This is a genomic window from Streptomyces sp. NPDC088910 (assembly GCF_044749865.1).
In the GTDB taxonomy this organism is placed as follows: domain Bacteria; phylum Actinomycetota; class Actinomycetes; order Streptomycetales; family Streptomycetaceae; genus Actinacidiphila.
Genome location: NZ_JBIVIV010000008.1, coordinates 94,352 through 109,265, shown reverse-complemented (window position 1 = coordinate 109,265; position 14,914 = coordinate 94,352). Strand labels below are relative to the sequence as shown.

The 14,914-nt window shown below is 68.7% G+C and carries 11 protein-coding genes and 2 pseudogenes; 9 read left to right on the top strand and 4 right to left on the bottom strand.

From position 1 onward, the window contains the following. Positions 1-145: 145 nt before the first annotated feature. Complete coding sequence (locus tag ACIP4Z_RS19870) at positions 146-2,509, top strand: ATP-binding protein (RefSeq protein ID WP_401309725.1); 2,364 nt, start codon at positions 146-148, stop codon at positions 2,507-2,509. Between the two features lie 135 nt (positions 2,510-2,644). Here ACIP4Z_RS19870 and ACIP4Z_RS19865 read toward each other — a convergent pair whose 3' ends face one another. Next, on the bottom strand, positions 2,645-3,058 hold the full coding sequence (locus tag ACIP4Z_RS19865) for a hypothetical protein (protein ID WP_401309722.1): 414 nt from the start codon (positions 3,056-3,058) through the stop codon (positions 2,645-2,647). Positions 3,059-3,589: 531 nt separating this feature from the next. On the opposite strand from ACIP4Z_RS19865, the pseudogene ACIP4Z_RS19860 reads away from it, so the two are divergent. The 7 genes and pseudogenes from ACIP4Z_RS19860 to ACIP4Z_RS19830 all read left to right on the top strand — a co-directional run. After that, a pseudogene (locus ACIP4Z_RS19860) lies at positions 3,590-4,288 on the top strand (IS5 family transposase); the annotation flags it as partial. 33 nt (positions 4,289-4,321) lie between these two features. Beyond that, positions 4,322-4,579, top strand: coding sequence for a DUF6221 family protein (locus ACIP4Z_RS19855; RefSeq protein ID WP_401309719.1), 258 nt, complete (start codon positions 4,322-4,324; stop codon positions 4,577-4,579). A 63-nt stretch (positions 4,580-4,642) separates the two neighbouring features. Beyond that, on the top strand, positions 4,643-5,413 hold the full coding sequence (locus ACIP4Z_RS19850) for a transposase (RefSeq protein WP_401310122.1): 771 nt from the start codon (positions 4,643-4,645) through the stop codon (positions 5,411-5,413). 73 nt (positions 5,414-5,486) lie between these two features. Continuing rightward, the gene (locus tag ACIP4Z_RS19845; RefSeq protein ID WP_401309716.1) at positions 5,487-5,708 is read left to right on the top strand and encodes a hypothetical protein; all 222 of its coding nucleotides are present in this window, start codon (positions 5,487-5,489) and stop codon (positions 5,706-5,708) included. 2,282 nt (positions 5,709-7,990) lie between these two features. Beyond that, entirely contained in the window at positions 7,991-8,125 is a 135-nt protein-coding gene (locus ACIP4Z_RS19840) for a hypothetical protein (RefSeq protein WP_401309713.1), read from the top strand. A gap of 645 nt (positions 8,126-8,770) precedes the next feature. Continuing rightward, entirely contained in the window at positions 8,771-10,705 is a 1,935-nt protein-coding gene (locus tag ACIP4Z_RS19835) for a vWA domain-containing protein (RefSeq protein WP_401309710.1), read from the top strand. A gap of 116 nt (positions 10,706-10,821) precedes the next feature. Beyond that, the gene (locus tag ACIP4Z_RS19830; RefSeq protein ID WP_391042865.1) at positions 10,822-10,992 is read left to right on the top strand and encodes a hypothetical protein; all 171 of its coding nucleotides are present in this window, start codon (positions 10,822-10,824) and stop codon (positions 10,990-10,992) included. A 354-nt stretch (positions 10,993-11,346) separates the two neighbouring features. On the opposite strand, the gene ACIP4Z_RS19825 is transcribed toward ACIP4Z_RS19830, so the two are convergent. Further along, positions 11,347-12,072: an HNH endonuclease family protein gene (locus tag ACIP4Z_RS19825; protein ID WP_401309707.1), complete on the bottom strand. Its 726-nt coding sequence runs from the start codon at positions 12,070-12,072 to the stop codon at positions 11,347-11,349. A 166-nt stretch (positions 12,073-12,238) separates the two neighbouring features. Here ACIP4Z_RS19825 and ACIP4Z_RS19820 point away from each other — a divergent pair, with 166 nt between their 5' ends. Then, positions 12,239-12,652, top strand: coding sequence for a hypothetical protein (locus tag ACIP4Z_RS19820; protein ID WP_401309704.1), 414 nt, complete (start codon positions 12,239-12,241; stop codon positions 12,650-12,652). 158 nt (positions 12,653-12,810) lie between these two features. Here ACIP4Z_RS19820 and ACIP4Z_RS19815 read toward each other — a convergent pair whose 3' ends face one another. Further along, complete coding sequence (locus tag ACIP4Z_RS19815; protein WP_401309701.1) at positions 12,811-13,515, bottom strand: hypothetical protein; 705 nt, start codon at positions 13,513-13,515, stop codon at positions 12,811-12,813. Positions 13,516-13,627: 112 nt separating this feature from the next. Further along, positions 13,628-14,812: pseudogene (locus ACIP4Z_RS19810) on the bottom strand (IS256 family transposase); the annotation flags it as partial. Positions 14,813-14,914 lie beyond the last annotated feature (102 nt).

Here is a 14,914-nt window from a genome sequence, read left to right as displayed (position 1 = left end):
GAGCTGACCCGGCAAACCCCGTTCAGAGAACGTCGGGGTGTCCGCCTCAGGTTCGCGCCAACGGGGAGGAGGTCACTTGACGGGGGAATCGAACAGTTCCAGCAACGAGCCGGTGCCACCGGCTTATCACGGCACACATTCTGACATGTCCGGTTCCGCAGGCAACGTAGTGCAGGCCAGGGACATCGGCGGGGGCATCCACTTCCACTCCTCCCCCCTCACCGCCGGGCCCCGCCCGGGGCAGCTTCCAGGAGAGGCGCGGGGATTCGTCAACCGCGTTCAGGAACTGGAGAGTCTCGACGCCGCGGTAGCGGATCCCGCCGCCGGGGAAGCGGCCCCGCTACGGCTCGCATTGATCGTCGGCACAGCCGGCGTGGGCAAAACATCCCTGGCGGTCCGTTGGGCACACCAGGTCAGGGACCGCTTTCCTGATGGTCAGTTGTATGTCAACCTTCACGGTTACGATCCAGGACCGCCCGTCGCCGCAACGGATGTACTCGTACGGTTCCTGCGCGCCCTGGACATCCCGCTGGAACGCATTCCCAACGGTGAGGAACCGCGGGCGGAGCTCTTTCGTTCGTCCATGGCCGAACGTCGTATCCTCATTGTCTTGGACAACGCCGCCACGGCAGGACAGATCCGTCCGCTGCTACCCGGGGCCCCGAACTGCCTGGTGGTCATTACCAGTCGCACTCGCATGTCGGGACTGGTGGCACGGGAAGGGGCACATCGCGTGAGCCTGGAGACTCTCTCACAGACCGCCTCGGTTCAGCTGCTCCGCACTGTCCTCGCCGCGTACCGCACCAGCGACGGTGACGAAGAACTCGCCGAGTTGGCCCGGCTCTGCGCCCGGCTGCCACTGGCGTTACGCATCGTGGCAGAGCGAGCCGCCGCCCGGCCGCGGATGCCCCTGCGCGACCTCATCACGGATCTGCGCGACGAGTCCGGCCTCTGGGACGCGCTGTCGTCCGAAAACGAGCAGGGCCCAGAACAAACAGACGCGGTTCGCACCGTATTCGCGTGGTCCTACCGTTCGCTCACTCCCCAGGCAGCCCGCATGTTCCGGCTCCTGGGACTCCATCCAGGACCGGACTTCAGCCTCAACGCGGCTGCCGCCCTCGCGGCGGTTCCTCCCGTCACGGCACGGCGACAACTCGACACCTTGGCCGGCGCGCACCTTCTGGACGAGAGCGGACACCACCGCTACCAATTTCACGACCTTCTGCGCGCGTACGCTCTCGACCAGGCCCAGACCGAGGAACCCGAAGTGGAGCGGAACGCCGCCCTGGAACGCCTTCTCGGCTGGTACCTGCACGCCGCGGCGGCAGCCGCCCAGGTCGGATCAAGTGCCTACACGTTGCCCGTCACTCTGCAGCCCCTGCCCGACAACGTGACCGCAGCCACCTTCGAAGACAGTGGAGCGGCCATCGCCTGGTACGAGACCGAACGAAGCAACCTCGTAGCCGCAGTCCAGGCGGCGTGCACCGGCCGAATGGACCGTATCGCCTGGCAGATTCCCGCCGTCCTCACCATGATCATCGCCGATCGTGAGCCCGCCGACGCGTGGCTCCCCGCTCAGCAGATGGCGCTTGAAGCAGCACGGCGAGCAGATGACCGATACGGAGAAGCGATCACGCTCGACAATCTGGGTATCGCCTACCGCCATCTGTTCCGGCTCCTACAGGCAGAAGAACACTTCAGCGGCGCTCTGACGGTATTCCACCGTCTTGGAGACGCGTTCGGCCAGGCGCGGGCCGCAAACGGCCTCGGCGTTACGCACATGTTCGCGCACCACCCCGACCGGGCCGCGGTTCGCTTCGAGGAGGCCCTGCACCTGGTGCGCGAACTCGGCAACCAGCTCTACACCGGTGCCTTCACGCGCAATCTCGGCTGGGCCCTCCTCCAGCGAGGTGACGTCGACCGGGCAGAAACAGTGCTGCGCCAAGCAGCAGACATTTTGTCCGGAGCGGGAGAGTCCCTTGAGCAAGCCGAGGCGCTCACTCTTCTCGCCGCCGTGTACAGGCACTCGCACCGTTTCGACGCGGCCGACGCCGCAGCCGAGCAGGCATTGGCCATCGCCGGCGAGTCCGAAGCGAGTCTCTTCGAAGCGCTCGCCCTGCTCGAACTCGGCCGCAACGCCGTGGCACGGCCGGAGGCCGGCGAAGCCTTGAGCCATCTTCAACAGGCAGCAGCCCTCTTCCAACGAGTCGGACGCCCCGATCTCCAAGCCACCACGTGGGATGTAACCGGCGAGACATACCTCTTGCTCGGGCGTACCGAGGACGCCGCCAGCTTTCACCTCCAGGCCGCCGCCGCCCATCGCAGCCGGGGCGACCGGTGGTCACTCGCAACCTCCCTCGCCCACCTCGCAGACACTCTGGTCCAGGAGGGAAACCTCCTCGAAGCGCAGGAGCACCGCCGCGAGGCAGTCCAACTCCTCGCGAACTTCACGGGACCCGAAGCCGAAGCCAAACGCAGCCGCCTTGAAGCCCTGCTCGGTCCGGAGTAGCACCCCTTGCCACGGTCGCGCTGGACGGCGGTGAGCCGGCAGGTAATCGGGTAAGGAAACACAGGCGCCGGCCCTCACCGGAGATCGACTGCTGGCAGCAACCAGATGGAAGCAGGCAGAAGGGTCCCGACGCGGTCAACCGAGATGGATATCGCCGTGAATGTTCCCGGCCTGAATGACCGCCTGCCGGAACTCTCCGCCGCTAATGCTGTTATGGACTGGGCCCGGCGCGGCGGTCCCCTCTGCGATGAGTTCCCGGAGCGCGACTGACGCGGAGGGGTCCTCACGAAGCAGTTGACGCAGCCTGACTCGCCAGACCGCCTCAAGGTCGGCGACTACCGTCGGGTCGTCACTGTCCCGGACCGCTGTCGCCTCAAGGCGTTCCGAGTCCATTTCAGACTCAGCTCGATCCGCCTCTTCCTGCGTTGCGCTGCCTCGGCGCACCAGCGCGACGATCCGGGGCCTCACCGCATTCCATGCGTCGCTTGCCATGAGAGCAACCACCGTAGTGGCCCCCGATGTCGCGAGCGTCGCTAACTCTGCTTCCATGAAAGCTCCTAGGGAGGATCCGTCGCCCAACCATGGCTACGGTAGGCGCATCACTACCTCCCCGCACCCGGGCACTGGCCAAGTTGTGAGCGGCGTGTCCGCGTGGCCTTCGAGGGAGGCCGAGTTGCCTGGCCTTCATGTCGGGGGCGAACCGGCTGGCGAGCTTGTGAAACATCGGCGGCAGACAGAGCCTCAGCCTGGTGCAGCACTTCTGCTACCAAGGGCACGCCCGCCCGAAAGAGGGACAGGTCCGAGTGCCGTCCGATGTTGCATCGCCGATCAGCGCCTCCCGGCCACCAACTCGTCTGTGCGCCACAGTCCGGCAGCCAACGCGGAGGGTCAGCAAGTGGACTGCCGTCTCGACCAAGCCGAAAAGCCTTCCGAGCCCTTCACCGCCCTGATGGTGGCAACCATCCTGTCTTCTGCATGTCAGGCCACCGATTGCTCGCCTCGTGAACACAGGGCCGACTCGTCGCTCGGATCCGACGGCGAACACGTCTGCGGGCATCCGGGGCTGAATCAGCTCGATCCTACGAGCTCGGCTCGTTCCAGACCGCTCACAAACGTCTGATCAGGTGGGCAGTGGACGGCGCTTGGGGGCGCATCCTCGACGCGGTTTCGGCAGCAGTTGACGCTGATGCCGACATCGGCTGGACCGTCTCGGTGGACTCCACCGCCTGCCGGGCTCACCAGCACGCCGCCGGAGCCCGGAAAGAGGGGCGCCAGGCCGCGCCGAACCTGACGACCACGCCCTCGGACCCTCCCGCGGCGGACTGAGCACGAAAGTCCACCGCGCCAGCGACAGGTGTGCACGACCCCAGGCCCTTCGCATCACCGCAGGTCGGGCGGGCGACGCCCGGCCTTGGAGACCGTCATGGCCGGCATCCGTGTTCTGCGAGCCGGCCCCGGCCGGCCCAGAATCCGGCCCGATACCGTCCTGGCAGACCGAGCGTATTCATCCCGCGAGATCCGCAAGCACCTCTGGCGACGCGGATTCCGAACTGTCATCCCCCAGCCGTCCGACCAAGTCGGCCGCCGCCTGCGGCGAGGCCGCGACGGAGGCCGCCACCGGCCTTCGACGCCGAGGCGTACAAGCAGCGCAACGCTGTCCAACGGTGCATCAACGGACTCAAGCAGTGGAGCGGCCTGGCCATGCGAACAGACAGGCTCGCCATCGCCTACCAGGTCGCACTCCACCTCGCCGCCATCCTCGTCTGGACCGCCGCTTGACCGCCAAAGCCCCCTACCCGCGAGGATGGCCACATGGACGACCTTGTGGAGTTCCTCGTCGCACGTATCAATGACGACAACCACGCCTATGCCTACGTGGCCGGCACCCTGGGCACAGAGGCTCTCCTCGACAGCCACCTCCCCATGCTCGATCTGATCGAGCAGCTTGCGAACGAATACAAAGCCATGGCCCCCTCAGACTCCCGCTCGGCCGGCCTGGCATACGCGCTGCGAGTCCTTGCACAGTCATACGCCGAACACCCCGCCTACCAGGAGGAATGGCGCCCATAGCCTTCCAAGGAGACAGTCCCTAAAGGTTGTTGCAGAACGTCCGTGATGGGGCATTCCTTCTGTATGGGTGGGGTGTTGCGGGCTGAGCCGTTGTGGGTGGAGGCATTCACTGGTTTGCGGATGGACCGGTTCGCAGAACTGGTGAGGGTGGTACGGGAGCGGGAAGGCAACGGGCCCGGGGGTGGTCGCCCGTGGTGCCTGCCGTTGCCCGACCGGGTGCTGCTGGTGGCCGTGCACTACCGGACGAACCTCACGATGCGCCAGTTCGCCCCACTCTTCGGGATCTCCTGTGCCACTGTCTGCCGGATCATCCAGCGCCTGCGTCCGCTCCTCGCGCTGGAGCCCGCCCCGCGACCCGTCGCGGACATCGACCGGTTGTGGATCGTCGACGGCACACTGATCCCGGTCCGCGACCGCAGCCTCGCAGCCTCCTCCCGCAACTACCGCTTCTCTGCGAACGTGCAGATCATCATCGACGCGGACAGCCGTCTGGTCATCGCATCAGCCCGTCCGGCACCCGGGAACAAGGCCGACGCCCACGTCTGGCGGGAATCGGACCTGCCGGCCGCCTCGGCCGGAACGACCGTGATCGCGGACGGCGCCTACCTGGGCACCGGACTGATCGTCCCGCACCGCAAAAGAGCCGGCCGCCCCCTCCTGCGCGGCCAGGAGGAGGACAACGCCGAACACCGACGCGTGCGAGCCCGTGCCGAGCACACCTTCGCCCGCATGAAGAACTGGAAGATCCTCCGCGACTGCCGCCAGAAAGGCAACGGCCTCCACCACGCCGTCCAGGCCGTCGCCACCATGCACAACCTCGCCCAGACAGGATGACACCAGCAGGCCAACCGCCACACCAACCCGCCCACACCCACCCTTCTGCAACAACCTTTAGTCGGGGGGCTGCGTGGATGGTTCTCACATCCGCGCGAAAACGGGAGACGCCGACACCGGTCTTCCGCCGGTCGACCGGCGGAAGACAGGCAGCAGGCACCATCTGATCTGCGGTGGCCGCGGCACCCCACTGAAGGTCGTCACGACTGCGGCGAACGTCAACGACGTCATCCAGACCCGCCCTGGGCGACGGCATCCCGCCCGTCGCAGGACACCGTCCCCGCCGCCGACCTGAATCCCTGCTCGGTGACAAGGGCTACGACTCCAACGCCCACCGCGACGCAATGCGGAACCGACGAATCCTGTCCGTCATCTCACGCAAGGGATCACCGAACATCAAGGGCATCGGCAAGCTCCGCTACGTCGCTGTAGCAGACCTTCGCCCTACTCCACCAGAGCAAGCGGCTCGCTGTGCGCTGGGAACGCCGCACCGAACTCCACGACGCCTTCGTCTCCCTCGCCCACAGCCTGATCTCCTTCAGACGCTTCAAGAAGGCATGATCATGATCGTGTTACGAGCTTTAAGCAGTGGGCTGTTGTTGCCCTCCCGGTGAAGATGAAAGCACTCCCCGCACAGTCCGGGTGCCATAAAGTCATCCCAGCGGCTGACGGCCCACAGGCAACGCTTTCATGCATCGGCACAAGCGGCGCGGCAACAACACCGCGCTCCGGCGACCAGCCGGAAACTCCGATGCGAGAAGGAGCCCATGTCCCAAGGCCGACACCGCAACAAAAGAAAAGGGGAAACCCGACTACGAGCCGTCTTAACCTTCGCCGGGCAAGTGGCCGCCCGCGTCCTTGCCGACGCGGTCAGCTCGCACCTCGGCAACCGTTGAGACGTGTAGCCGGATCCCCTCTTCACTACAGTGACCGCATGCGGTCATAGGCGCGCTTCTACCGCGCCACACGTGGGGGTCGCACGAAGCAGCGTGGCTCCCACGTGCTGTGTCGGCGGCCCGCCGTCTTATGCCCCGCGTCCTGAGTACACGGATTCATAGAGTTAGGCAACGCCAACGTCAGCACTGTAGTGCCCCCGCAACTCTCCGGCTGGCTACATCCATTAATTTGCGCTCAGGGTCGGACTGGCGATCCTGCCGGAGAGCACCCACCCCGCGTCCCCGCTGGCCCCACCTCGGCGCGTACTTTCAGCAGTCGCTCCAACGGCGAGCCAGCGCAGCGTCGGCGCGCAGGGTCGTGGGCATCTTCGCGTCCACCTTGCCTGGTCATGGTCTTCGCCGCACGGGCAGATGCTCCACCCGTCGCGTTCGACGCGGACGGCAACCGACTCGGTAGTGTCGGCGAATTCTGTCAGCACACCGACCGGCAGGTCGGACTCATCACCGACGCCCTCGGTGGTCATGGCCGCGCCGGTCTCGGTCGCCAGGTCCAGCGCGTGCGAGGCGGTACGCCCGTCGCCGTTCAACGTCGCGTACTTGCCAGTCTGTGCGGCGGCCATCACGAGGCGGCCCAGGATCCGTACCGGCACCGCGGCGGTGCTGGCATCGACTCGTACAGGCCGCACCGCGTAAACGTGCTCCGCGCCTTCGCGGCCGGGGTCCGCAGCGGCGGTGATCGCCTCGGCGACCGACTCCGGCCTGCACCAGGTGGAGGGCCTCCTCGGGGTCCATATTCACGCGCTCGGCGACCGAGCGGACCATCAGCGCCACCACGTCGCGCACTGCCACAGGCTCGACCTCGACGCCACGCGTCAGCAGCACCGCGCCCGTCTGGGCAACGACTGCCTTGAGTCCACACTCTGCTGAATATCGGACGCCACATCAGCGTACGGGCTGCTTGTTGTCGGGATGCCACAAGCCGACAGGGACGAGACACCGCTATGCACGAAAGCCGTCCCCACTCCGGGCTCAGCCCGACGACCGGCCGAGAGCGTCTGGCGCCGTCGCTGGACCACCGCGCCGACAGCCCCCGGCCGAGCTTCCGCCGCACGCACCGCGCGCTCCCCGGGAACGGCCCGTTGTCCTTCGCCTGTACAAATGCGTTCCCCTCGCGCTTCCCCTTGACCTCTGCGGGCGTCCCTTGCCGCACCGCAGAACCCGCCAGGCGCGGGGAAAAGGAAAAACCCCAGGTCACGGCGAGTGAGTCCTGGGGTTCTTCGAAGCCGTCTTCGGGATTCGAACCCGAGACCTACGCATTACGAGACCGTGAGCGTTCATGTCGTGTGGTGCCCGGTCGTACCGCTGAGTGATGTTTTTCCTGATCAGAGTATGTGTGGCTGGTTGGACTGTGCCACCTCGTAATACGTCGTCCAAAGGCATCCGGCCACCGACTGGCCACCGGTGACTTCGGTAAGGATGCCCATCAGGGTTGTGAGCCACCGACAAACTCCCATCGAGCGGGCTTCCACCAGTGTCACTTGCCGGTTCCGGTCAGGCTTCGCCTGCGACGCGATCAGCATGAAGAACCGAAAGCCAGGACGGCGGGCCTCTGCCGAACTGGCCGGGTGAGCAGACGGGGAGTGACCCAAGAGATCGCAAAGTCCTTGGAAACTCGCAGGTCGTGAAGGGGTTCTCCCCGCGCAGGCGGGGGCGGCCCGTCGCGGCCGAGGAACGCGGCCGGTTCGTCGCCGCCCCCGTGATCTGCGTGACCGGCACCCTCACCGATCCGGGCACCGTGTGCCAGGTGGTGGTGTAGGCGGTGTGCCCGGGCGGGCGCGGCCGGCGGCCCGGCACCGGGGGCGGGGTGACGTCGATGCAGTGGCCCGCGGATCGCCGCCGTCACGAGCCGGTCCTCCATGCCTGCTTCGGCGCGGCGGCCGCGCAGCTCGCGGACGAGGTGGCGGCGGGCCGCGGCGAGCAGGTGCCGGTGGCGGAGGTGCTCGCGGTGGATGTGGACCGTCGCAGCGACGTCCACGGCCGCCAGGTCCACATCGACGACCGCCGCGGCCGCGCCGTCACCTGCCGGCGCGGCGGCGGTCCAGGAGGCGCGGATCACGGCCGGCGCACGGCGCCCTCCAGGATCGAGCACAGTCGGGCTTCGGTGCTGGTCGGATCCCCCGGCGTAGTCGGAAGCCGTCGTCCCCGGTGTGACCCGTGTGGCTGGTGTGCCCCGTGTGCTGGGCGCGTCCGGGCGGAGGTCACCGACGGCGTGCCTAGGGTGCCTTTGATCCCGGTTTGCCGCAGTGGGCGGTGGCTGGTCGTCGAGGAGAGGCCGATGAGGCAGAGGTTGTGTTGGATCGCGTTGAGCGCGCTGGTACTGGCCGCCGCTCCGGTGACTGCCGCGGCAGCGAGCCCACAGGCCGCGCGTTTTGTGCCGGCACCTGGTTCGGACAGCAGCGTGGTGACGGTACGGACCGGGGGAGACCGGGTCTCTGAGGACGAGGCGGCGCCGCTGGCAGGAGTGGGCCTCGCGCTGTACGCGAGTCCGGACGCGACCGATCCAATCGGACAGGCGTGGGCCCGGTGCACGTCCGACGCCGAGGGGGACTGCAGCTTCGTCGTCCCGGACACCGCCGCGGGCCAGGCGAACCACTCCGCGGTGATGACGGTGCGCCAGACGGCGGCGCCGACCGGGTGGTACACCAACCCGGTGCTGCGCACCGGACCGGGCAGCGGCTCGGGGTCGGTGGCCTCGCCCTACCGGTTCCAGACCCCGCCGCTGCAAGCGGGGAACACCTACCGGTCGACGCGCGAGTTCATGTACAGCTCGAACAACGGGCTGCCCACACGGTCGGGCGGGGTATGGCAGTCCTCGCGGGACAATCCGCCGCTGCCGCCGTCGTGCGGTCTGGACGTCGCGGTCGTGCTCGACCTGTCGGCGTCGGTCGGCAGCCAGCTGCCGGCGCTGAAGGCCGCGACGGACGCCTTCACCGACGCGCTGACCGGCACGCCTTCGCGGATGGCGCTGTTCTCCTTCGACGAGGCGTCGCCGTCCACCAGCGTGGGCGTGAACTATCCGCAGCTGCGTTCGGTGTCCACGCAGGCCGGAGCGGACTCCTTCAAGGACCTGTACGCCGACTGGACGCTGGGCAAGGGCACGAACTGGGACCAGGCGCTGTGGGCGGTGGCGCAGGCACCGGAGCACTACGACGCGACCGTGGTACTGACCGACGGCAACCCGACCCGTTTCGGCGAACGCCGGGGCGACGGGTCGAACACCCACTTCATTGACGTGGAGAACGGCGTCTTCTCCGCCAACTCCGTGAAGGCGAAGGACACCCGGGTGATCGCGCTGGGTGTGGGCAGCGGCGTCGCGGGGGTGTCCGGGCTGAACCTGCGGGCGATCTCCGGACCGACCGCGTTCGACGGGTCCAACACCGTGGCCGCGGACTACTTCCAGACCGCTGACTTCGGCCAGGCCGGCCGCCAACTGCACGACCTGGCAGTGGACAAGTGCACCGGCACGATCAACGTGGTCAAGCAGATCACACCGGCCGACACCACCGGCGAAGACGTGACCGGCTCGGTTCCGGCCGGCCCGGGGTGGACCTTCGCTGCCTCCACCACCACACCGGGAGTCACCGGTCTGCCCGACTCCCGGACCACCACCGCCGACGGCACCGGCACGGTCACCTTCACCCCCGGCTACGGCGCCAACCCCTCTGCTGACGTCACGGTGGACGAGATCCAGCACCCCGGATACCAGCTGGTCACCCAGGGCGGCCAGAACGCGGTGTGCACCGACCTCGACACCGGCCGGCGCGTACCGGTGGAGAACACCGCGTCCGCGGCCGGCCCCGGCTTCACCGTCGACGCTCCCCGCCAGGACGCGATCACCTGCACCGTCTACAACCGGCCCGCGGAGGACGACGGCGAAGCCGACCTGACCGTCGACAAGGAGTGGGACGTCGACGGGCACCTCTACCCCGAGGGCACCCAACCCGACGGCCTCGACGCCCAGCTCACCCTCACCGGCCCCGACACCGCGTCACCGACACCGCAGCCTTGGGGCGTCGCCCGCCCCGGCTACACAGTGGGCGACCAGGTGACGATCGGTGAACAGGTCCACCTGGGCAACGACGCCTGCACGCTCACCCGCTCCGAAATCAGCGAGATCGACGGCACGCCCGTGGACCTGCCCTTGCCGTACGAGACCACCCTCACGGCACACCACCAGCACGCCACCGTCACGAACACCGTGACCTGCTGCCCACCCGATGACGGCGGCGAGCACGGCGGCTACGGGAGCAGCACCGACGCGCACGGCGCAGACGGCCGCCATGGCGTGACCGTCGCCCGCGGCCACCGCGCCGCCCTGGACCGCCCCGGCCGCTGACCGGCCGGCCGACCCCTGCGCACCACCATTCCAGCGCCCGCCTGCATCCCAGTCTCGGCGGACAGTTCCCCGACCCATGCTGGTTCGCGCGCGTACCCGAGGGAGGAGATCCCGACGTGGGCCACACCCGCTACGTGCGGGCCGCGTTCGCGGCTGCCGACGAAGCGGTCTGCGACGCCCTGGCCCGCGGCTGGCTGCCGGGCGAGCGGGTCGCGGTCGTCCACGCCGCGACCCGGGCCGACCTCAGCGCCTGCTCACCTGCGGCGACGCCACCGATGTCATTGTGACCGCCGCCGACGTGGGTTTCGACGGCGAAGAGATGCGGCTCGGGGCGTCGGTGGGGATCTACGACCGGCCCGCGCAGGAAGTCTGCCGTCCCTTCCCAAAGGGCACACGAGGGTTCGTCCTGGGCGAGGGGGCCGCGGCAGAATCTATGAGCACCCCGGTCACCAGACTGAATTTTCCGTGGGGGTCGGCGCCAGCCCGCCCCGGCGCCGCAGCGATGCCTGCTCCTGATCCGTCAACCGGACGCGGCACCGGCGCCGCGCCGGACCGCCGCGCCCGCGTTCCACGACGACGGCCGGTGACTTCGGCGGGGCGTACCGCTCGACCCGGTCGACCGAAGCCCCGGGGCTTGCAGGTCAGGACTTCAGCGCGACCTCGTGGCTGGACTCGGTGGGCAGCACCTGGCCGCGGCAGCCGCCCAGGGTTCTGCTCATCGCGGTCTTCTCCGCCGGGGTGATCCACAGCTTGTACTTCGTCTCCACCGCGACCTGCCGTGCCACGTACTCGCACCGGAATCCGGCCGCTGCCTGCGGCAGCCAACCGCTGGCGTCGTCGTCGCCCTTGTCGTCGTTCGCCGGGCCGTCCGCGGCGGTCAGGTTCAGCGGATCGTTGGCCAACTGCTCGCGCACCGGCTTCGACAGCGCCTTCGCGCCGGTCTGCCAGGCGTTGCCGAGCGCCACCATATGGTCGATCCGCACCGCCGGACTCGTCTTCCGGCCCCGGGTGAAGCGGATCGTCCGGCCGGTGCAGGGGTCCTTCAGGACACCGGACTCGACCTCGCACCTGCCCTCGAGCTTCACCTCGGTGAGATCACGCCGCAGGATGTCGTCCCTCGTCTCGCAGCCGTTGTGGCCGCCGGACGCGCCTTGGCCGTCGGTCCACGCCGCGCCGAAGTCGGCGATCCGGTCGTAGCCGGAGATCGGCCCGTCCGGCTTCACCGCGAGCTTCGCCAGCGCCCCCAGCGCCGACCCGCTGCTGATGGAGCGGGCGACACCCGCGCTCCGCGAGGGCACCTTCCCGTTCGCGCTATCGGACTTCGGCTGGCAGCCCGCCAGCACCAGCCCCGCCAGACGAGTGCGCAAGGACGGATCTAGGACGGATCCAGGACGGAAGCTCTTAGCCTCGATTAGCAGGGTGACAGTCGGCTGGGCCGCCTGGTGGCCGGGCCACGGCCCCGCACGGCATCCGAGCGGGATGCATCACCCATCGCCGGATACTGACAATTATGAGGACTGGGAGAAACACTCAATGGCTCGTGTGATCACGGCTCTCGGCGCGCTTGTGTTGGCTGGGGCATCGATCCTCGGCGCGTCCTCGCAGGCGTCTGCGGATCCGAATCCGAACGTTCACGACTCCAACCCGCAGATGGCCACGCTGATCACCCAGTACCGCCCGGGGGTCTACAGCTCCCCCCGGGCGGACTCCAAGAAGATCGACGGCCTCATCCTCGCGCCGGGGCAGCAAGCTTACGTGGACTGCTGGGTGTCCGGCGGCACCGTCGGCACCACCGGCGACGTCTGGTACCGCACCTCGGGGATCATGGTGAACGGCACCTACCTCGATGTATATACCTCCTCCGGGGGCCCCGGCTGGACCTACGGGCCGTACGTGGATGGTGACCAGAGGTTCTGGATGTCGCCTGGTGGTCTGCCCCACTGCTAGTGCCGCATCAGGCAACGTTCGCCTGATCCGAGCCGAGATCCTGATCCGCGCGCTGGACCGGCGCCCCGGTAGCGAGTCCGACGACCAGCAGTCCTGAACCCTGGCTGCGCCGCGCAACCGGCTGCGTCACGCCGCCCACGGCGGGCCCGGCATCGCGGTCACAGGCTGGCCCGTTCGGCGAGGGCGACTTGCTGCGCGCGGTGCACCCGGCATACCGGCTGGGTCGGCAGCGCGGGCCGGTCGCACGGCACGCCGTCCAGCCCTGTGCACGTCACCCGATTCATGCCCGGCGCCGGGTCGATCACCCGGCCCTCCTGCTCCTGGCGGCATGGCTTGCACAGCCCGTCGAACACTGCGGCACCGGTCAGGAAGATCCGCGCACCGCGGTTGCAGCAGGCGCCGCGCGGCCGGTTGTCCAACCCGCCCGGGACAATCTGCACGGCATGGCGCGGGACACGGTCGTCCTCGCAGCCCGGACAGGCCCCGGACCGATCTGCGGCGGCGCCGTGGCCCCGGGCACAGGCCCTGCTCGATGCGGCGGGCCGGCGGCGGTCGGCGACGATCGAGGCGCACACCTCGCAGCGCGCGCCGGTCGACCACAGCACGCCGGCCTCGCAGTCCTCGAGGCCACAGCCCCACCGCGGCAGTGCCACTCCGAGCAGCCACCGGCCCGGCTCCCGGATGTCGGCCGGGACGGCTGCGGCGAACCTGGCGCGCAGCCGTGCCGCCAGCCGCTCGGGGTCGGTGCCGGTGCGCAGCTGCCGCCCGACCTCCCGGGCGATCTGCCGCTGCATGAACGCGCTGTCCACCTGCTCCAGCAGCCAGTGCACCGGCTCCCGCACGCCGTAGATCGCGGCGGACATGGTCAACTGCGATCCGGTGTACGACGGCCGGACCGGCCCCCGCCCTTGCTGCGCTTTTCGCCTTCGACCTTCGGCGCGAGATGCTCTCCATCCGCGCGGAGCGCGAGACCAGCGCCGCCCATCGCGGCCGCACTCGAGGTCGGGTGGTTGCGCTGGTGGAGGGGTGGGTGGGTGACGGCAGCTTTGGGGCAGCGGCTGTCGTCGGCAGCACGCCCCCGACAGGTGTGTGGCGTCGGCCGGACCGTTCGGCCGGGCGGAAACGGATCCGGCGGATCTCCGCGTCGAACTGGAGGAAGAGCACGAACTCCGCCCAGGCGTTCTCCCAGAGCCGCACGATTGCCGGGTATTTGGTGCCCCATTCCCTCTGGAAGTCCAGGAAGCGGTCCTCTGCGGCCTTCGCGGTCGGTGCGCTGTAGACGGGCTTGAGGGAGCGGGAGATCTTGTCCCAGTCCTGGCGGCCCGCATAGCGGAACGACGCCCGCAGCAGGTGAACGATGCAGGTCTGCGTCACCGCCTGGGGCCAGAGCGAACCGATCGCGTCGGGCAGGCCCTTCAGCCCGTCGCAGACGGCCGTGCACACCTCATCGACGCCTTGGTCGCGGATCTCGGTCAGCACTTGGAGCCAGTACTTGGCACCCTCGCCGCCGTCGCCGGCCCACAGCCCGAGGATGTCGCGGGTGCCGTCCACCGTCACGGCCAAGGCGACGTAGACCGGCCGGTTGGCAACCTGCCCGTCGCGGACCTTCACGTGGACGGCGTCGATGAAGACCACCGGATAGACCGGGTCGAGAGGCTGGTTCTGTCACTCAGCCATGCCGTCCATGACCTTGTCGGCGCCGTAGACCTCGGCCAGATGGGCGGAGATGTCGCCGTGCGTCAGGCCCCGCGCGGACAGGGAGAGCACCATCTCGTCCACACCTGTCAGACGCCGCTGGCGCTTCTTGCCGATCTGCGGCTCGAAGCTGCCCTCCCGGTCCCGCGGAACGGGCATGTCGCCCGGGCAGACGTCGGTCAGCACCGTTTTGGAGCGGACACCGTTGCGGCTGTTGCCGCTGCCGGCGCCCGCCGGGTCGTGCTTTTCGTAGCCCAGGTGGTCGGTGATCTCGCCTTCGAGGGCGGACTCCAGTACCCGCTTGGTCAGCTGCTGCAGCAGCCCGCCCTCACCGGTCAACGCCAGCCCGCCCGCACGGGAGTTCAACCAAGGGTGAGTCCTGCTGCGAGTACGAGCAGCCTCGACCGGTTCGCCGCCTCGGCAATCAGTGCGCTGCGCCCTTGTCGCAACTCGACAACCCTTCAGCCCTGAACGAACCGAGCACCGACGGTCCTACTGCACGCTGCCTGCACGCGCGGCCACCGGATGGCCACCGGGTCCGGCCTTCGGAGAGCAGACTAGAAGGCG